This is a genomic window from Cyclobacterium amurskyense (assembly GCF_001050135.1).
GTDB lineage: Bacteria > Bacteroidota > Bacteroidia > Cytophagales > Cyclobacteriaceae > Cyclobacterium > Cyclobacterium amurskyense.
Window position 1 is genome coordinate 2,306,264 of record NZ_CP012040.1, and the last position, 19,091, is coordinate 2,325,354.

Here is a 19,091-nt window from a genome sequence, read left to right on the forward strand (position 1 = left end):
TAAAAAAAGTGCCGTTTTTAGCGGCACTTTTTTTAGTTTTATACCAAAATACTAATGCCATGAAATTTATTTCTAATTGCCTGATATACTGTTTTTTGATTTCTTTTCTTTTTTCCTGTAAGCAAGAGAATCCAAATGCCCTGTTTACTGAAGTGTCTTCCTCCTCAGGAATAGTTTTTAATAATCTGGTTAAAGAGTCCGATGCTTTTAATGTACTGAATTACGGTTATTTTTATCAGGGTGGAGGAGTGGCTGTTGGTGATATTGACAATGATGGTTTGCCAGATATTTATTTTACTGGAAATATGATGGCAAGTAAACTTTATTTAAATAAAGGAGATTTTAAATTTGAAGACATTACTGCCTCCGCAGGTGTAGAGGCAGCTGGATTATGGAATACTGGTACTACCATGGCTGATGTCAATGGCGATGGACTTTTGGATATTTATATATGTAGATCAGCAGCCAAGGATCATAACAATAGGAAAAACCTGTTGTATATCAACCAAGGAGACCTGACATTTAAGGAAGCCGCGAAAGAATATGGATTGGATGATCCCGGTTATTCCACACAGGCCTCATTTTTCGATTATGACAATGACGGGGATCTGGATATGTTTCTTCTCAATCACTCTACTCAGGAATATGCAGGATTTAGCAGGATTGATGGTTCGTACAAAAATAGAATAGGAGACTTTTTAGGCGATCGTTTGTATAGAAATGACGGTGGTCAATTTATTGATGTTACTGAAGAAAGTGGAATTATTGGTAATGTTTTGGGTTTTGGCCTGGCTGTGACTGTGAGCGATTATAATAATGATGGGTGGTTGGATATCTATGTCAGCAATGATTACAATGAAGAAGATTACCTCTATTACAACCAACAGGATGGTACTTTTAATGAAGAATTGAAAGTACATATGGGCCATGTATCCCTGTTTTCTATGGGAGCAGATGCAGCTGACATGAACAATGACCTGATGTCAGATTTGCTTACTATGGATATGATGCCAGAGTTTAATTTTAATCAAAAGGCAATTTTAGGACCTGAAAACTACAGTAAATACAGTGAATTACTGAATAAGGGTTTTTACCCACAAAGCATGCGCAATATGTTTCACTTGAATCAAGGTGAAGGCAACTTTGTGGAAATTGCCCAATTTAGTGGAGTGGCTCATACTGATTGGAGCTGGGCGGTTTTAGCAGCAGATTTTGACAATGATGGTTGGAAAGATATTTTTATCAGCAATGGTTATGCCCGGAATTACCTGGACATGGACTTTATGAATTATCTGGTAAGTGAGCGTCTTAAAACCAATCAAACAGGGAAAGAAGCAGCTTTAATGGAGCTTATTGATAAGATGCCACCTATCTATGTTAGAAATTACCTTTATCGTAATCAGGGTAATTTGAAATTTGAAAACAAAGCTTATGAGTGGGGACTTGAAGATGCAACAGTATCTAACGCTGCTGCCTATGCTGACTTGGATGGAGATGGTGATTTAGATTTGATAGTTTGCCATACCAATGATCCGGTATCTGTCTATAGAAACAATATTGAGAAGTTATCCAATCATTCCTTTTTAAAAGTGAGGCTCAAAGGAGAAGGTTTAAATAGTAAAGGTATAGGTACTAAGGTATTGGTTTACTCAGATGGAGATCAATTTCATCAGGAATTAATTCCTACACGTGGTTACCAGTCTTCGGTAGATCAGGAATTGTTATTTGGTCTTGGTGAAAACACTACTATAGATAGTCTTGAGGTTTTTTGGCCTACTGGTGAGCACCAAATCATTTCTCAAGTACCGATTAATCAAATCTTAGTACTGAATCAAGCCGAAGGGAAAATAAAAAGGACCAAGGCAGTTAAAATCAGCACTTTACTGGAAGAAGTTCCTGGTGCCTTAGGAATTAATTTTGTTCATCATGAGACCAGTTTTTTGGATTTTACTCAAGACAGACTAATGCCCAATTCAATGGGGGGGATAGGACCCAAATTGGCCGTTGCAGATGTGAATGGAGATCAATTGGATGATTTATTCATAGGTGGAGGAAAAAACCAATCAGGAGTATTGTATGTTCAGAATGCCAAGGGGGAATTCTCAGTAAGCAAACAGGCTGCATTTGAAGCTGACAGTAGTTTTACGGATACCGATGCTGTCTGGCTGGATGCCAATGGCGATGGGAATCTAGACCTTTATGTTGTTAGTGGTGGCATAGACCACCCGAGAGACAGTGAACTTTATCAAGACAGGCTTTATATTAATGATGGGAAGGGTGAGTTCCAAAGAAGCCATTCACTTCCTAAGATGCCTTTTAGTGGGGCCGCAGTAGCAAGTACTGATTTTAATGGGGATGGTTTTCCTGATCTTTTCGTAGGTGGACGCTATTTGCCCGGAAATTACCCGGAGGCTCCAAGAAGTTACCTGTTGGAAAATGATGGGAAGGGAAACTTCAAGGATGTAACTCAGGATTACAACCCTTTATTGATGAATCCGGGAATGGTAAGTGATGCCTGCTTCGTAGACACTGATGGGGATGGTAAAGAGGAATTAGTCATAGCTGGAGAGTGGATGGGAATTCAAATATATGGTTTGCAAGAAAATCAATTTGTAGCTATTCAAAAAGAATTGACAGAGTCTACCAAAGGTTGGTGGCTAAACTTATTTGCCACAGACCTCGATGATGATGGAGACATAGACCTTCTTGCAGGGAATTATGGTGAAAACCTTGTTTACCAAACCAATGCTGAGCAACCTTTGAAAGTGGTCTTCAAAGACTTTGACAATAACGGGAGAACAGACCCTATTTTTACCTATTACAAAGCCGATACCAATTCATTTGCTTTTAGTAGGGATGAAATTATTGGGCAATTGCCTAAACTTAAAAACAAGTTTGTTGATTATAGATCTTTTGCTCAGACAAGTGTTGAAGGTATTTTCGAGAGCCTGGATCTCAGTGGTGCGGATACGCTTACTGCGGATAATTTATCTTCTATTGCATTAATAAATGACGGGAAAGGTAATTTTTCTCAAAGTAAACTTCCTGTAGAACTTCAGCTTTCACCACTCTTTGCAATGAATAAAGCTGTACCTTCTCAAGGTAAGGAGTCCCTTTTACTAACAGGTGGAAATATTAGCAAAACGCGGGTGAGTACTGGAAAATTGGATGCCAACCCAGGATTTGTATTTACTATTAACAAGGAAAATAAAGCTTTGAAAGCTATTCCAGTACAAAAATCCGGTTTGTTTTTCCAAGATGAGGTAAGGGATATAAAAACCATTAGGGTAGGAGAAGAATTTTATTATATTTATGCTTTCAATAATGAGGCAATAAAAGTCTTTAAAATCAGGTAGTTGGTTTTGCTAAGGTAAATTTCTATCTCAGATTATTTGGGAGCCCTATCGGTATGCCCCTTTATTATTATTTATTGAATTTATCTTTTGTACTAAACTGTATTCTATCTGATGACAGAATTTTTCAATAAGACATTATTTTTCTTTCCCCTTTCGATCCTTTTCTTCTGCCAATGCCAAACAAAGATTGAATCAGAAGGAGAAATTATGCCTGAGTTTGTCATAACTGACAGTCTTTTTATCGATTATCTGGGCCAACTTAATATGGTGGATTTCAAAGAAGACCAATCGGAATATTTACTTTATGATAGACAAAGAAAAGAGTTTGTTAGAGTAAATAACAAAGGAAATATACTTCAAACCAAGAACCTCTCCATAGATGGAAAAGATTACTTTGGGACTCAGTATTTTTCTATCAATTACCTTCCTAATAACCAACTGCTTTTTGTCGGGAGCGGTCATTTTTTTTGGTATGATAGGGAATTGAATCTGATTGAAAAAAAAGAAATACCATTTAACATCAAGTCAATTTACTTTAGTCCAGGTCATGTTAATCTAGTTCAAGAGCAAAGACTGTTTACTCATGCTTACAGCAAGGATATAAATGAAGCTTCTACAGAAAGAGATGAATTTTTATCCAGCCATCCATTTTTAACGGTTTTTGATTTCAAGGAAGAAAAATTTATCAGTCAGGATTATATTCCCAAATCCGTACAAATGATAAAATCTCCTGGGAAATACTTGGATAGCGCGCCTTTTTCATTGCTGCACAACGAAGAATTGTACCTTCTTTTTGCAAATTCTCCCGAGATTTATCGTTTTAGCTTTCCAAACTTAGAGCTTATGGAAACAATTGAATTAAACCCGGGTAAATCCACTTATTCACAAATAGCACCTCTTCCATTTGAAAATTATGAAGGAGGGACATTTGAGATGGTTTTCGAAAATTCAGCTTACTTTGGTTTGTTTTCTTCAAATGAATACCTTTTAACAGGATACTATGGTGCCATACCCAGTGATGTAATGGAAGAGTACAATAGCACCGCTACGCAGGAAGAGAAAACAATAATTAAGGAAAAGTATAAAATTCCCTATTACCAAATAATAAAAGAGGGTAAAAAATTATGGGAAGGACACCTAGATATACAATTCAAGAATCAAGGTGGAAGGTTATTTGCCGACCACAAGCTTAATCAGCCTAAGGTTGAGGAGGAATTGGATTACATTCCTTTTTATTTTTACGAATTAAGATAGGCTAATCTATTTAATTCGGCCTAGAAATTTGTAAGACTAGCCTTTCTCCACTTGTAGTTGATAAAATATTATAGCCTATTTCATCTTATACTTTTTAAATGGTCTTTTCAATGTTGGCATTTGTTGGTTTTGGATCGTGTTTGTGCCAGTAGGAAGCTAGTACTGACCCAGTGATATTCATAATGATGCTAAAGACCGCAGGGGCCAGTCCAAGGGTAGCTAATTTGCCCATTTCTTTGGCTAGTGCACCAGCCATACCTCCATTTTGAAGGCCTACTTCCAAAGCGATTGTTCTGGAATCTCTTTCATCTAGACCTAAAGCCTTACTCGCAGAATATCCTAGTAAGTAGCCTACGATATTATGAAGAAGTACAAGGGCCAGTAAAATAAAACCTATATCAAGTAAATTGTCCCTTCCTGATGCTGTAATAAGCACGATTACTATAGCTACGACAACCATGGAAAGGGTAGGCATTACCTTTTGTAGTATTGCTATTTTATTTCTAAAGAGGTGGTTGACCAATAAGCCAGCTCCGATGGGGATAATGACCATTTTAACGATGCTCCACATCATTACACCGATGTCGATTTCTATCATTGAACCTGCTAACCATTTCATAAGAAAAGGTGTAGCAAAGGGGGCCAATAAGGTAGAAAGTGCAGTTATTGTAATGGACAATGCCAGGTTGGCTTTGGCCAGGTAGCTTATAACATTAGAGGCCACTCCACTTGGGGAACAGCCTACTAAAATTATTCCAGCAGCAATTTCTATAGGCAAGCCACTATAATGAGCAATTGCCCATCCAGATAGTGGCATCAAGGTCAATTGGCATACCAAACCTATAAAGACTCCCTTAGGATTTTTGCCAATCTGTACAAAATCCTTAATCGCCATGGCTGTCCCCATCCCAAACATGATGAATTGGATAAGTGGGGTAATCAATTGACTTAAGACATAACCTTTATAAGCAATAAAAGGTTGTGGATAGTATAGGGCTAAAGTGGCTGATCCAAAGATCATCACCGTATAGGTGTACCCATTTAGCTTTTGATTTAGATTAAAAGCAAGGCCCAATAATACCATGAAACCTATCAGGAATGGGCCTGATGGTCCATAATTTCCTGTTAGGATCAGGTAGAAATAGAGTAACAGCAGTAGAATTGCTGATAGTGATAAGAGACGAAACAGAAATTGCTTTTTCAAAAGCCCCTAATCTTTTGGTGGCTTTCTGTGCCAATAAGAAGCCAGGACAGATCCTGTGATGTTCATTAATGGTCCAAAAACGGCTGGAGCCAATCCTATTGTGGCTAGTTTACCCATTTCTTTGGCTAAACCTGAGGCCAAACCACCATTTTGCATGCCTACTTCTAATGCTACGGTACGAGCATCTCTTTCGTTAAGTCCAAGCCACTTGCTGATCCAAAAACCAAGATTGTAACCCATGACATTATGGATAAATACCAATACAATAAGTAAACCTCCTATGTCCAACAAGCTATCCCTACCGGCGGCGGTAATAACGACAATGATTATACCTATACCTGCCATAGAAACTACAGGCATGGAATCATCAAGCCACTTGGCTTTTCCGGTAAATAACTTGTTGAAGATTAATCCGGCTCCTATTGGTATGATGACCATTTTTATAATGCTCCACATCATGTCCAAAACATTAATTTCTACAAATTGTCCTGCCAATAACTTCATCAATAATGGCGTTAGAAAGGGCGCAAGAAGGGTAGAAATGGCAGTAATGGTAATAGACAATGCCAAATTGGCCTTTGCCAGGTAGCTCATTACATTGGAAGCAAGACCACTAGGCGAACAGCCAATAAGAATCAAACCTGCGGCAATTTCAGCTGGGAAATTACTTAAGCTTGCAAGAATAAACCCTGTTATAGGCATGATCGTAAATTGGCTCAATAAACCTATAAATACTCCTTTTGGCATTTTAATTACACCTGCGAAGTCCTTAAAAGCCATTGAAGTTCCCATGCCAAACATTATAATTTGGATCAGTGGAGTAATTAAGTTGCTATAGGAATAGCCTTTGTATTCTACAAAATACTCCGGATAGTACATGGCTGCAGTTACCCCTGCGAAAATCATTGTAGTGTAAGTAAAGCCTTTGAGTCTTTCGAATCCTCGAAAACCAATACCTATCAATACAAAAAATAGAATGAGTGGGATCGAAGCTTGCTCAATATTACCGGGAATAATAAGTATTAAAGCTAAGAGCAGGCACAAAAGGCCTGCTCCAATAAGAGATTTGAAAATCATTTCTTTTTTCAAAATAAATCGGGTTATGGGTAATTAGCTTGTTAGAGCTTTAAATGTAAGCAATACAATCCATTTCCACTAGAGAGTCACCTGGTACACCACCATAAGTCGCAACAGTAGTTCGAACTGGTGGTTTACTACCAAATCTACCTCTAAATATTTCATTCATCCCTTTGTAATCATTAAGGTCATGTAGATAAACATTGACTTTAAGTACCTTATCCATGGAACTACCGGCTTTAACAAGCTCTTTTTCCAATTCCTTTAGTACATGATCTGTATGGGCTTTAATATCTCCATCAAAGTGGGCACCTTTACCTGCGATATAAACTGTGTTACCATGTTTGGTAGCTCCTGAGAACAAAGGAACATCTTGTTCTTCTACTATGCTAAACGCTTCCTTCTCAGCGCTTTTTGTTTCAATAGAATTGGCTTTGGCTATGGTGCCTATTCCTGCTACTCCAGCAAGGGAGGCGAATAATTTTTTAATAGTATTTCTTCTTTTCATTTTTTCCATGATGGTGGATATAGGTTTAGTAATCTTATTAAGTACATTGAATATATAGGAATATTATTTTTTCTCCAAATGTAATTGGATGAAGCGGGGTGATAACTATTTTAATGGAGGTAATTTACTTAAAGATGGCAATCGCTAGAGCTACTAATGCCTTAATTGAAAAGGGGCAATGTGAATTTCTCTAAATTAGTCAATCCTTGCTTGTTTTGATTACATCCTAATTTTATAAGCATCGAATCAGATAATTTTAGCATAAAATCTCAATATTAATATGGGCCATTTTAATGTTCCAACTATTAGAAATCTTCATCCTCAATTAATACTGTGTTTTACGTTTTAAGAAGAGCGGAAAATTAAGTCTGATAAAAGATTTATTTGCAATAAAAAGTAAATATAATATCATGAAATCTAATTAATTTTAAGGGAATTCTTGTATTCATAAAATAATACATATATTTTTAGTTTTAACCTATATTTCAAAATGTCAAAAAATTATATTAATCATTGGGTATTGGTGCTTTCTTTAGTCATTGTGGGCGCATGTTCATCCAAATCAACTGAAACTGAAAATAAAGAAATGAGTAGTACTACAAAGCCATTGTATAAAAGTCAACCATTTACATCTAACAGTGAATTTACTGGAGGCATAGAAGGTCCTGCGGTAGATAAAGATGGGATCCTTTATGTTGTTAATTTTGGTAAAGAAGGCACAATAGGTCAAGTGACTCCTGATGGAAAAGCTTCACTTTTTGTTAACTTACCTGAAGGTAGTACCGGTAATGGCATTCGTTTTAATAGCAAGGGAGAAATGTTAATCGCAGATTATACCGGTCATAATGTTCTTAAAGTGGACATGCAAACCAAGGAGATAAGTGTTCTTGCGCACCATGATGATTTAAATCAGCCCAATGACATTGCCATCATGGACAATGATATTGTATTCGCCAGTGACCCGGATTGGAAAAATAGCAAAGGTCAAATCTGGAGAGTAGGTCTTGACGGGGAGTTTGTTCTTTTAGAAACTGATATGGGAACGACAAATGGAATCGAAGTCAGTCCTGATAATAAAACACTTTATGTCAATGAATCTGTTCAAAGGACTGTTTGGGCTTATGATTTGGATGAAAAAGGAGAAATTTCAAATAAAAGATTGATTCATACATTTGAAGATTTTGGAATGGATGGTATGCGGGTAGATGTAGATGGAGACCTCTACGTAACCAGACATGGTAAAGGAACAGTAGCGAAGTTATCTCCAGAGGGAGAGTTGCTAAAAGAGATCAAAATGTCAGGAGAAAAACCTTCTAATATTGCTTTTGGTGGACCAGATGGTAAAACGGCCTATGTAACATTGCAGGATAATGGAAATATCGATTCTTTTTTAGTCGAAAAGCCAGGCAGAGCTTTTGGCAAATAAGTTAGAAGTGATTTTTTGTAAATAGAGTTAATATGTGATGTTGGCAAATGAAGAAAACAGTCAGGAGTTGTCTGATGTACTGATGCTTTGTGGCATCGGTGCATGGGAACTCCAGCCTGAGAGTCAACAGTTAAAATTTTCTTCTACAGGGCTAAAATATATTAAAACTAACAATTCAGAGTCAATATCCCTTTCAGCTTTTATTGAAATGGTGCAGGCGCCTTTTAGAGAAGCTCTTGCCGTTTGTTTTGAAAGATTGATTAAGGACAAAATAGCATTTCTTGACATTTTTTATCTTGAGGACTCTACCTGTTTAAGGGTAAAAGGGAATTCAATAACTAAAGGAAACAGGACAAGAATATTTGGCACTATTGAGGGCATTAATTATACTCAAGAAAAGAAAATCCAGCTTCCAATAAATGAAGTGATTTCGAACATTCACTACAAAGAACTTTATGAATTACATCCATTGCCGATTTTTATCTGGGAGTATGATTCTTTAAAAATAGTGGACTGCAATAGGCAAGCTTTATTGAAATATGGCTATACAAAAGAAGAGTTTTTGGACCTTAGTCTTAGAGATATTTGTCCTGTTGACAATGTTCCATCTAAGGATTTTTATATAAGTAAAGGACCAGGTAAAAATGGTGGACATCAAGTAGAGTGTCAACACCATACCAAAACAGGGGAAGTGTTTTATGCTAAGGCTTACGCGCAAAACATAAAAATTGATAGTAAATATTATATCATAGAACTAGTAACAGATTTTACAGATCATGTGGAATCTGAGGAGCAGTTGCTTGCGAGTTTACAAGAGCTTTCCGATTATAGATTTGCCTTGGATGAATCCTGCTTGGTATTGATACTCAATCAGGATAAGAAAGTAGATTACCTTAACCTAAAATTTCAACAGGTCACAGGCTTTCAATCACAGGAAATAGTAGGTAACTCCCCAAAGGCTGTTTATGAGGAAAATGAATCCCTAAAAGATTGCTTAAAAGCGGTCAGTAAAGGGAAAATTTGGAGGGGAGAGCTCAAAGGAAGAAAAAGCGATGGAGGTATTTTTTGGGTAGATACAGTCATTACACCATTCAAGGACAATAAAGGCAAAACCTACCAATTCATTTGGATTGGTTATGATATAACTGAAAAAAAGCAAGCAGAAGAATCTCTTTTTAAAGAACGATTTTTATTGAGAACTATCATTGACAATTTGCCAATACGAATTTATGTCAAAGATAAGAAAGGGAAACACATCATAAACAATAAATCTCAATACAATGATTTTTTAGGCGCTTCGACCGAGGAGGAAACTTTAGGTAAAACGGTTTTTGATTATTTTCCACATGAAGTAGCCGAGAGGATGACAGCAATTGACCATCAAATATTGGAAGCGGGCAACTCTGTTATGAATCTGGAAGAATGTTATCACAATAAGAATGGCGAAATCAATTGGCTTCTTACCAATAAGGCAGCACTTAAGGATGCTTCGGGTAAAGTAGTAGGTTTGGTGGGAATGACAAAAGATGTGACAGAAAGGAAAAAAGAGGAAGCCATTCTAAAACAGTTAAATCAGGAGCTTATTAAGAAAGCAAAAGAACTGGAACAGTCTAATCAGGAATTAGAGCAGTTTGCCTATATAGCTTCTCATGATCTGCAAGAACCCCTTCGAATGATAACGGGTTTTTTGGGTATTTTAGATAAAAAGTACTCTTCCGTTTTGGATGAAAAGGGGAAGCAATATATGTATTTTGTAGTGGATGGGGCTACAAGGATGAAAGAAATCATCATGGATTTATTGACTTATTCCAGAGCAGGCAGGCTAGAGGAAAAAATAAAGGAAACAGATCTTGCAGAGCTAATATCCAAAGTGCTGAGTCTTCAACAGACCTTAATTTCTCAAAAGAAAGCCATAATCGAAGTTGGGCCAATGCCTTTATTGAGTATTCCCATTGCTCCAATTCATCAGGTTTTTCAAAATTTGATTAATAATTCCCTAAAGTATCAGGAGGATGGGGTAGTACCTAAAGTTAGTATTACTGCCAAGGAAAGGGATAATTTTTGGGAGTTTTTGGTAAAAGACAATGGGATAGGTATTCCTGAATCAGCTAAGGATAAAGTTTTCATCTTATTTTCCAGACTTCATTCAAAAAGCAAGTATGCCGGAACCGGTATAGGCTTGGCCATGTGTAAGAAGATCATCGAAAACTTAGGTGGAAGTATAGGTTTTCATTCTAATGAGGAGGGTGGAACTACATTTTATTTTACTGTACCTAAGTTGCTTTGATAAATTTCAGGGCCACTGTATAGGAGAATAGAATGCACATTTTCATATTTATTGTTAGATATGATGCGCAATGATTGTATTTATTAAGGGAATTGGCGTAATTAATAAGGCAATTACTTTTATGGAGTTAAATATTATTTAAAGACATTATCTGAAAAAATTTTTACATAGCATTTATTGATGGATCAGGAAGGGTATCATTTATTATTGGTTGAGGATAATTTGGGGGATGTATTGCTAATTGAGGAATATCTCCATGAAAAAGTTCTTAACCTAAAGCTCGCTGTTACAAATACGTTTGAAGAAGCCCAAGAAAAGTTAACAGCAGGCACTCATCGTTTTGACGGTATAATTTTAGATTTGACTTTACCTGATTTGCAGGGTGAGGCTTTGATTTTGAAAGTTAAAGAATTAGCAGGAGATGTAAGCATAATTGTTCTAACCGGTTATTCCAATATAGAGTTTGGAATGAAGTCACTGTCATTAGGTGTGTCCGATTATTTATTGAAGGATGAGCTTTCCCCAACCTCTCTTTATAAAAGTATAATTTACAGTATAGGAAGGTCTAGAATATCTCAGCAGCTTAAACATTCTGAGTTGAAATACAGGGAGTTATTTCATCTAAGTCCCCAGCCAATGTATTTATATAATCTTTCGACCTTGCAGTTTATGGACGTGAATAAGGCTGCGATAGATCATTACGGTTATACTAAGGATGAGTTTTTGCAAATGAACCTAAAACATATCAGACCCGAACCTGAAATTCCCAAACTCGAAAGAATGATTAATAGTATCAGGTCCGGGAAAGTGGGTGTAGGTCCAAAAATTTTTACGCATAAAAAGAAAAATGGTGAGATCATCACCGTGGAAATTAAAAGCAGTTTAATTGACCATGAAGGTGTAAAAGCTGAGGTAGTACTTGCAAATGATATCACTGAAAGAATGCAGTACATCAAGGCCATTGAAGACCAAAATAAACGTTTGCAGGAGATCGCTTGGATGCAATCTCATGTCGTTAGAGCGCCCTTGGCAAGACTTATGAGCTTGGTAATGGCAGTAGATACCCTGGAAGAAGATTTTGGTAAAGAAAATTACAGCAAAATGATTATGGATTCAGCGGTGGAGCTTGATGAGATAATTAGAGATATTGTTAAAAAGACGGATAAGGTGAGCTTAGAAGCCAAAATGAAAGAAAAATACGACCAAAGTTCCGAGGTATAAACCTTTATTTACTAGCAATCCTTCTATTGGTTGGTATAATCTTTTAACTATCAATCTTTCCTTTTTTCAGCTAGGCTTTATTGCTGCGATACGCCAATACTCTGTCAGCCAATTTTTTTTGTTTTGAACTCACCTGATCAATTAAATTGCAAATTAAAAAGAGATGCCTATTGCATTCTTTGGGATAAATCTTCCGTGTTTAGGTTTGCGAATAGAGGAAACCTAATCAGTCTGTCGCTGTACTTTTCTGCCTGCACCAATTTTTGAATTGGGTTTTCTAAGGATAAATAATAGGGACTTGTATGTAAACCTTGATAGTGGAAAACAGCTAAAATTCCCTTCTGTTTAAGGATTTTTATAAGTTCATCTCTCTGTTTGAAATTTTTTACCAGTCCATAAAACAGGTGGTAATTGTGTTCAGCATGGCTTGGGATTTTCATCCATTCTATCTCATATTCTTCTAATAGGTTTGGTAAATTATTTTTAAGCCAGAGCCATATCACTTTTCTGTTTTGCTGAATAGTCTCTATTTGTTCCAATTGAGCCCATAGCCAGGCGGCATTTATCTCTGAAGGGGCAAAAGCACTGCCTAGGCTTACCCATTCGTATTTGTTTTTATTACCAGCATTAAAGGCTTTTCTGTTGGTTCCTCTATTCCATACTTCGTCTGCTTTGCTTATAAATTCGGGATCATTGACCACAAGCATCCCACCTTCCCCACAACTTATGTTTTTAGTTTCATGAAAGGAAAAAGTGGCAAAGTGACCAAATGTACCCAAAGGTTGGCGCTTTTTATTGGGATCAATATAGAAGCCATTAATAGCTGCTGCAGCATCTTCCACCAAAAACAGTTTGTGTTTTCTAGTGATTGCCATGATTTGTTCCATGTCACAAGCCAGGCCTCCATAATGAACCGCAATTATGGCTCGGGTTTTATCATTGATCAATTGTGGTAGGAGGTTAGGATCAATTCCGGGATAATCAGGCAGACTATCTACAAACACTATCTTGCAGCCTCTAAGGGCAAAAGCATTGGCTGTACTTACATAGGTGTAGCTTGGGACTATTACTTCATCTTCAGGCTTTAGATCCATTAACAATGCAGCCATTTCAAGTGCATGGGTACAAGAATGAGTTAGGTAAACTTTTCCAAATCCATATTTCTTTTCAAAAAACTCCTGGCACTTGCTAGTATACTTACCGTCAGCAGCCAATTTACCTTCCTTGTATGCATCCTGAATGTAATGCCATTCATTCCCTGTGGAATATGGGCTGTTAAAAGGAATGGAAATGGTAGACATACTATATACTGTCTTTAGGGGTAATGGACTTTACCTCTTCTTTATTCACTTTCGGATTTTTGTAATAATGTAAATCAGATACCCCACCAGAAACGATGAATTTCATTATTTCTGTACTATTTACATTGTATAATTTCTCCACATTTTTTCTGGGTACGAGGTACAGGTTACCACTAAAATTATAAGAATGAGGGAAATATACGGCAACCAATTCCTCCTGTCCGATTACATTTAAATCGTCTTGTGTCATAAAACCCAGTCTAGACATGTTGTCCGAAAGCTTTACAATAATTGGCGTATTAAATTTTTTCTTGTCTCCAACAAATGCAGACATGAGGTCTTTGATACTTGTGTAAAGAATATTGACCAAAGGTATTTTAAAAACGAGTTTTTCTAACTCCTCAAAAATTGATTTTGTGATAAATATGCTTGTTAGGTAGCCAACGAGCGTAATGAAAACGAGCATTACTAATATACCTAAACCCGGAACATTAACAGGTATGATATTGTCTAAAAATTGAACTGTAAGGATAATTATATAGGCCGTCAAAAAAAAGGGCACTACAAATAAAAGGCCTCTAAGGAAGTACCCTAAAATGCGTTTTGAAGTGAAACTTGACATCTCAAAATTGGATAAAGTTAATTTATTCTAAAAGTAAAAAACCCTGCTCACTAAATAGAGAACAGGGTTTTTTATAAATTACAGTAATTGAATATAAACCTAAATATTATAAGTCTATACCCATAAATGACATAAATGCGATTCCCATGAGACCTGTTATCAACATGGTAATGCCTAGGCCTTTAAGTCCATTTGGAACATTTGAGTATTTCAACTTTTCTCTAATAGCCGCTAGAGCAACTATTGCTAGGAAGAAGCCAGTACCCGATCCAAAACCATATACGGCTGCTTCAGCCAAGGTATAATCTCTTTGGGCCATAAATAAAGATCCACCCAAAATAGCACAGTTTACAGCTATAAGTGGAAGGAAGATACCTAAGGCACCATACAAGGCAGGAGCAAATTTCTCCACGACCATTTCTACAAGTTGTACCATGGCTGCAATGATTGCAATGAACATGATGAATCGTAGAAAAGTAAGGTCTATAGTAGCGAAAGACTCACCAAGGAATGACAAAGCACCTTCTTTCAACACAAACTCATTCAATAACCAGTTAAGAGGTACCGTAATCGTCAACACGAAAATAACAGCAGCTCCCAAACCTAAGGCCGTACTAACTTTTTTGGAAACAGCCAAAAAAGAACACATACCCAGGAAGTAGGCAAATACCATATTGTCAATAAAAATTGACCTAATTGCTAAACTAAATAATTCCATTGTTCCTGATTAATTAATGTTCTACATATCCTGTTTTGGATCTTTGGACCCAAATCAACAATCCCAAAATAATAAAAGCCCCTACTGGAGATACCATTAGCCCGTTCGTTGCAAGGCTGAAATCCTCTCCGAACAAACCTGATACATAATCAAAAACTGGAATACCAAATACAGCACCTGATCCCCAAAGTTCTCTGAAGAAGGCCACTGTAAGAATAATCCAAGAATAGCCCAAGGCACTTCCGAATCCATCTAAAATTGAATCGTAAGGTTTGTTACCTAGTGCAAAAGCTTCCAAGCGACCCATTACTATACAGTTGGTAATGATAAGCCCTACGAAAACGGATAATTCTTTGTACATATCGTAAGCAAAAGCTTTCAATACTTCATTTACAAGAGTTACCAATGTTGCAACTACTGCTAGCTGAACAATGATCCTTACCCTACCTGGTATTTTGTTCCTCAATAAGGAAATGGTAAGGTTGGACATTACTACCACAAAAATAACCGACAAGGCCATTACCAATGTAGGTTGCATTTGTGTTGTTACCGCCAAGGCAGAACATATACCCAATACCTGAATGGTGATAGGGTTATCGTCCACCAAGGGGTCAGTAATCAGTTTTTTCCTTCTTTTAGAAAGAAACGCTTCTGAATCCTTTACTATTGCTTTTTCAGCGGTTTCTGTACTCATAATTTCTTTGTATTGAAATTTTTACAATTAATTCATAGCCACTTTTGAACTGCCTTCTTTCTTCTTGTCCATGTAGGACTGATAGTATTCCAGGTAGTTTTTAAGCATTTTATTGACACCATCTCCAGTGATTGTAGCACCTGACATGCCATCAATTTTGTGAGGGTCATTTGAATAATCTTTTCCTTCACCTTTCTGCATGGACACAGAAACTAGTTCACCGGCTTCATTGTAGATGGACTTGTTATGGTAACGTTGTTGAACGTCAGTAGACGTGATTCTCGCTCCCAATCCAGGCGTTTCCCCAGCATGTGAAAAAGTTACACCTTCAATGGTATCCATGTCTGTTTTTAAAGCGACATATCCCCAGATTTTGTCCCAAAGACCACTTCCGTACACAGGAAGAATATAAGCAAGAGCTGCGTCTTCACTTCCTTCTTCCAAGTAAATAAATACTGGGAATAATCTTTCTTCTGGAGCCTTTTTGTAGTTTTTACCTACATCTACGGTTTCAGCAGTGATTGCGACACCATCTTGCTCAGTGATTTCTTCACCCTCAATGTTAACTACAGTAGAAGAAATTCTGCTTGCGTAGTATTCATTGACTTCTTCAGGTTTCATGTCAGCGATTTCATCTGCTGGCAATACCGCTCCAAGAATCTGCTTTTTGGTATCTAGTTCTTCGGCTTTCTTTTGGATAGGTTTTAAAATTTCAGAGGTGCCCGAAAGTAATAAACCTAATACTACGGTTAATATAACCGAAAATGTTATGATATAAGCGTTAGACTGTTGCACGTTGTAACCTCCTTTTCTTGTTTGCTTTAACTACGTAATAATCAATAAGCGGTGCAAATACATTCATAAATAACACTGCCAGCATGATGCCCTCAGGATATGCCGGGTTAGTTACCCGAATAATGATTGTGAGGACACCTATAAGTAAGCCATAAATCCATTTCCCTGATTCAGTCTGTGAAGCAGAAACCGGATCTGTAGCCATAAATACTATACCAAAAGCGACACCTCCCATTACCAAATGATAATGTGCTGGCATGGCCATAAATTCATTAACCGCTAATAATTGCATTACTGCAGCCATAAGATAAGCACCAGCGAAACCACTAACGATGATTTTCCAGCTAGCTACTCCTGTAAACAATAGGATGGCAGCCCCAATTAATACCATTAATGTGGATGTTTCACCAATTGATCCTGGAATGAAGCCCATAAACATATTTTGGAAGCTAAACATATTGTCCATTAAAGCGGCGTTATGGCTGGCTAGATTTGCCACTGCATTAACTCCCTCTTGTCCGGATTGGTAGGCGACTGCAAGTGCAGTTGCTCCTGAAAATCCATCTACTGGCATTTTATCTCCCAAGTAAGTCCAAACCTGATCTCCAGATATTTGGGCAGGATAAGCGAAATATAAAAATGCCCTTGCAGTCATTGCTACATTTAGAATATTCATTCCTGTACCTCCGAAAACTTCCTTTGCAATAACTACGGCAAAGATTGTAGCCAGGGCTACTTGCCAAAGTGGTGTTGTTGCAGGTACTACAAGGGGAATTAACATACCTGTTACAAGGAAGCCTTCATTGATTGGGTGCTTTCGGACTACAGCAAAAACTGCTTCAACTATACCCCCAGCAGTGTAGGCTACCAACACTATAGGTAAAACTAAGGTCAGACCTAAAACAAACTTGTCGCCAAATGTACCTGCTTCACCTACTGCTAGGTAGTGCAGATGACCGGTATTGTAAATACCAAATAATAAACAAGGGATCATGGCGATAACCACTGTTATCATCATCCTTTTCAAGTCGATGGCATCCTTTACCTGGGTTCCCTTTGGTCCTGTAGTGTGATTTGGTGAAAACATAAAAGTTTCTCCCGCTTCGTACAGGTAATAAAGGTTTTCCAATTTTCCTCCCTTTTGGAATAAGGGTTTCTGTTTATCCAACAGATCTCGTAAAAACTTCATATTTCTAACTGTATTGAATAAGTTCTATACCTTTTCTAATTAATTGTTGAACAGGATGTTTGGAAACATCTACAAATTCACACAATGCAAGATCTTCTTCTACTACTTCGTAAATTCCGAGCTCCTCCATCTCATCAAAATCTTCTGCCATGATTGCTTTCAAGAGGTAAACTGGATATATATCCATTGGTGTTACCTTCTCAAAAACGCCTGTTTGCACAAAAGCTCTAGGTTCTCCTCTTTCATTGGAATCCAATGCATATTCCTTTTTAGGAAATAAGAAGGACAATAGGCCCAATGCTTTGTGAAAGCTTAATTTGTCTGCTGTAGGCTTCATCCAACCAAGGAACTCATAATAGTCACCTTCAGGGATTATTGTAAGTTGGTGTTGATAAAAACCCAAATAGCCATCGCTATTGATTTTTTCTCCTGTAAGAACGTTACCAGAGACAACTCTTAAATTATTTGATTTGGTATTTCCTGCTACGTAGCTATCTACACAGCTTCCTATATAGGTTTGCGCATAGGAAGGATTTTTTACTTCAGAACCTGTGATCGCTACCAATTTTGAAGCGTCATAAATTCCATTAATAAAAAGTTTACCAATCTGTACTACTCCATAAGGATTGATTGTCCAAAGAATATCACCTTTGTTAATAGGGGCTACGTGGTGAATTTGTACACCTACATTACCTGCCGGGTGGGGTCCAGAAAAACCAGTTGTTTCTACTCCTTGAATGGATGCTAATTCTGCCGATTTTTCATCAGAGGATAAACCTAAATAAACTTTTCCTTTAGTCAGCTTTTTCAAGGCATCTATACCAGCTTGAAAATAATTGCTCTGCCCTTTGAGCAGGTAATCATAATCAGGGGCTAAAGGATGTGAGTCAAATCCTGAAATAAATATATCACGTGGTGAATCTTCAGGATTCGCCACTATTCCATAAGGTCTCTGAATTATCTGTGGCCAAACTCCTGAAACAGTTAGTTTGTCAATAATTGATTCCCTACTTGCTGATTTAATTTCTGAGGAAGTTAATTTATCAAAGTTTTCAAAATTAATTTCGCCGTCAGCTAGGATTTTTATTTCCAATAATTTTCTTTTATCTCCTCGTTTGATTTCAACGATTTCTCCAGATACAGGTGCAACATACTTTACCTTTTCCAGCTTTTTATCAATTAAAATAGGAGTGCCTGCCTTTACCGTATCACCTTCTTTTACAAGGACCTTAGGTCTTTGCATTCCGATGAAATCTGTGGGCTTGATGGCAAAGGTTTTGACAGGTTGATAATCACCGACTTTTTTTTCGGCTTTACCAATCAGGCGTATATCAAACCCTTTTTTAAGCTTGACTTGTTTTGACATATTTAATTTTTGAAACTTTTTGATCCTATGAAAAACGCCTCAAATCTAATAAATTACATTAGTTATTAGAAGA

General features: G+C 37.1%; 15 protein-coding genes. 5 read left to right on the forward strand and 10 right to left on the reverse strand.

All coding sequences use genetic code 11. The features are described from left to right. Positions 1 to 59 precede the first annotated feature (59 nt). Together CA2015_RS09510 and CA2015_RS09515 are read left to right on the forward strand one after the other, a co-directional pair. Positions 60 to 3,356 (forward strand): VCBS repeat-containing protein, encoded by a 3,297-nt coding sequence (locus CA2015_RS09510; protein ID WP_048641690.1) that lies wholly within the window; start codon positions 60 to 62, stop codon positions 3,354 to 3,356. A 207-nt stretch (positions 3,357 to 3,563) separates the two neighbouring features. Continuing rightward, entirely contained in the window at positions 3,564 to 4,610 is a 1,047-nt protein-coding gene (locus CA2015_RS09515) for a hypothetical protein (protein WP_157470403.1), read from the forward strand. Between the two features lie 94 nt (positions 4,611 to 4,704). Here CA2015_RS09515 and CA2015_RS09520 read toward each other — a convergent pair whose 3' ends face one another. The 3 genes from CA2015_RS09520 to CA2015_RS09530 are packed head-to-tail and all read right to left on the reverse strand — an operon-like array spanning position 4,705 to position 7,408. Continuing rightward, the gene (locus tag CA2015_RS09520; RefSeq protein WP_048641692.1) at positions 4,705 to 5,814 is read right to left on the reverse strand and encodes a bile acid:sodium symporter family protein; all 1,110 of its coding nucleotides are present in this window, start codon (positions 5,812 to 5,814) and stop codon (positions 4,705 to 4,707) included. A gap of 6 nt (positions 5,815 to 5,820) precedes the next feature. After that, positions 5,821 to 6,891, reverse strand: coding sequence for a bile acid:sodium symporter family protein (locus CA2015_RS09525; protein ID WP_048641693.1), 1,071 nt, complete (start codon positions 6,889 to 6,891; stop codon positions 5,821 to 5,823). Positions 6,892 to 6,940: 49 nt separating this feature from the next. Then, positions 6,941 to 7,408, reverse strand: a complete 468-nt coding sequence (locus tag CA2015_RS09530) for a RidA family protein (protein ID WP_048641694.1) — start codon at positions 7,406 to 7,408, stop codon at positions 6,941 to 6,943. Positions 7,409 to 7,889: 481 nt separating this feature from the next. Between CA2015_RS09530 and CA2015_RS09535 the strand changes: the two genes are divergently transcribed. The 3 genes from CA2015_RS09535 (at position 7,890) to CA2015_RS09545 (ending at position 12,333) form a co-directional block, all read left to right on the forward strand. Further along, a complete protein-coding gene (locus tag CA2015_RS09535) occupies positions 7,890 to 8,825 on the forward strand; it encodes an SMP-30/gluconolactonase/LRE family protein (RefSeq protein ID WP_084011713.1) in 936 nt (311 codons plus the stop codon). A gap of 37 nt (positions 8,826 to 8,862) precedes the next feature. Next, positions 8,863 to 11,112 (forward strand): PAS domain S-box protein, encoded by a 2,250-nt coding sequence (locus CA2015_RS09540; protein ID WP_048641695.1) that lies wholly within the window; start codon positions 8,863 to 8,865, stop codon positions 11,110 to 11,112. 180 nt (positions 11,113 to 11,292) lie between these two features. Then, positions 11,293 to 12,333: a PAS domain-containing response regulator gene (locus CA2015_RS09545; protein ID WP_048641696.1), complete on the forward strand. Its 1,041-nt coding sequence runs from the start codon at positions 11,293 to 11,295 to the stop codon at positions 12,331 to 12,333. 167 nt (positions 12,334 to 12,500) lie between these two features. On the opposite strand, the gene rffA is transcribed toward CA2015_RS09545, so the two are convergent. The 7 genes from rffA to CA2015_RS09580 all read right to left on the reverse strand — a co-directional run bounded on the left by rffA (position 12,501) and on the right by CA2015_RS09580 (position 19,018). Further along, on the reverse strand, positions 12,501 to 13,634 hold the full coding sequence (gene rffA / locus CA2015_RS09550) for a dTDP-4-amino-4,6-dideoxygalactose transaminase (RefSeq protein WP_157470405.1): 1,134 nt from the start codon (positions 13,632 to 13,634) through the stop codon (positions 12,501 to 12,503). Position 13,635: 1 nt separating this feature from the next. Further along, on the reverse strand, positions 13,636 to 14,256 hold the full coding sequence (locus CA2015_RS09555; protein ID WP_048641697.1) for a DUF502 domain-containing protein: 621 nt from the start codon (positions 14,254 to 14,256) through the stop codon (positions 13,636 to 13,638). 106 nt (positions 14,257 to 14,362) lie between these two features. Then, a complete protein-coding gene (nqrE, locus tag CA2015_RS09560; protein ID WP_048641698.1) occupies positions 14,363 to 14,974 on the reverse strand; it encodes an NADH:ubiquinone reductase (Na(+)-transporting) subunit E in 612 nt (203 codons plus the stop codon). 13 nt (positions 14,975 to 14,987) lie between these two features. Continuing rightward, a complete protein-coding gene (locus CA2015_RS09565) occupies positions 14,988 to 15,668 on the reverse strand; it encodes an NADH:ubiquinone reductase (Na(+)-transporting) subunit D (RefSeq protein ID WP_048641699.1) in 681 nt (226 codons plus the stop codon). A gap of 27 nt (positions 15,669 to 15,695) precedes the next feature. After that, positions 15,696 to 16,463, reverse strand: a complete 768-nt coding sequence (gene nqrC / locus CA2015_RS09570; protein WP_048641700.1) for an NADH:ubiquinone reductase (Na(+)-transporting) subunit C — start codon at positions 16,461 to 16,463, stop codon at positions 15,696 to 15,698. Beyond that, positions 16,450 to 17,652 (reverse strand): NADH:ubiquinone reductase (Na(+)-transporting) subunit B, encoded by a 1,203-nt coding sequence (locus tag CA2015_RS09575; protein ID WP_048641701.1) that lies wholly within the window; start codon positions 17,650 to 17,652, stop codon positions 16,450 to 16,452. Before CA2015_RS09575 ends, nqrC begins: the two co-directional genes overlap by 14 nt. A 4-nt stretch (positions 17,653 to 17,656) precedes the next feature. After that, entirely contained in the window at positions 17,657 to 19,018 is a 1,362-nt protein-coding gene (locus CA2015_RS09580; RefSeq protein WP_048641702.1) for a Na(+)-translocating NADH-quinone reductase subunit A, read from the reverse strand. Between the last annotated feature and the right edge of the window lie 73 nt (positions 19,019 to 19,091).

Coding starts and splice junctions, on each gene's coding strand:
- CA2015_RS09510 (WP_048641690.1), top strand. CDS start 60: ATGAAATTTATTTCTAATTGCCTGATATACTGTTTTTTGATTTCTTTT.
- CA2015_RS09515 (WP_157470403.1), top strand. CDS start 3,564: ATGCCTGAGTTTGTCATAACTGACAGTCTTTTTATCGATTATCTGGGC.
- CA2015_RS09525 (WP_048641693.1), bottom strand. CDS start 6,891: ATGATTTTCAAATCTCTTATTGGAGCAGGCCTTTTGTGCCTGCTCTTA.
- CA2015_RS09530 (WP_048641694.1), bottom strand. CDS start 7,408: ATGGAAAAAATGAAAAGAAGAAATACTATTAAAAAATTATTCGCCTCC.
- CA2015_RS09535 (WP_084011713.1), top strand. CDS start 7,890: ATGTCAAAAAATTATATTAATCATTGGGTATTGGTGCTTTCTTTAGTC.
- CA2015_RS09540 (WP_048641695.1), top strand. CDS start 8,863: ATGTTGGCAAATGAAGAAAACAGTCAGGAGTTGTCTGATGTACTGATG.
- CA2015_RS09545 (WP_048641696.1), top strand. CDS start 11,293: ATGGATCAGGAAGGGTATCATTTATTATTGGTTGAGGATAATTTGGGG.
- rffA (WP_157470405.1), bottom strand. CDS start 13,634: ATGTCTACCATTTCCATTCCTTTTAACAGCCCATATTCCACAGGGAAT.
- CA2015_RS09555 (WP_048641697.1), bottom strand. CDS start 14,256: ATGTCAAGTTTCACTTCAAAACGCATTTTAGGGTACTTCCTTAGAGGC.
- nqrE (WP_048641698.1), bottom strand. CDS start 14,974: ATGGAATTATTTAGTTTAGCAATTAGGTCAATTTTTATTGACAATATG.
- CA2015_RS09565 (WP_048641699.1), bottom strand. CDS start 15,668: ATGAGTACAGAAACCGCTGAAAAAGCAATAGTAAAGGATTCAGAAGCG.
- CA2015_RS09575 (WP_048641701.1), bottom strand. CDS start 17,652: ATGAAGTTTTTACGAGATCTGTTGGATAAACAGAAACCCTTATTCCAA.
- CA2015_RS09580 (WP_048641702.1), bottom strand. CDS start 19,018: ATGTCAAAACAAGTCAAGCTTAAAAAAGGGTTTGATATACGCCTGATT.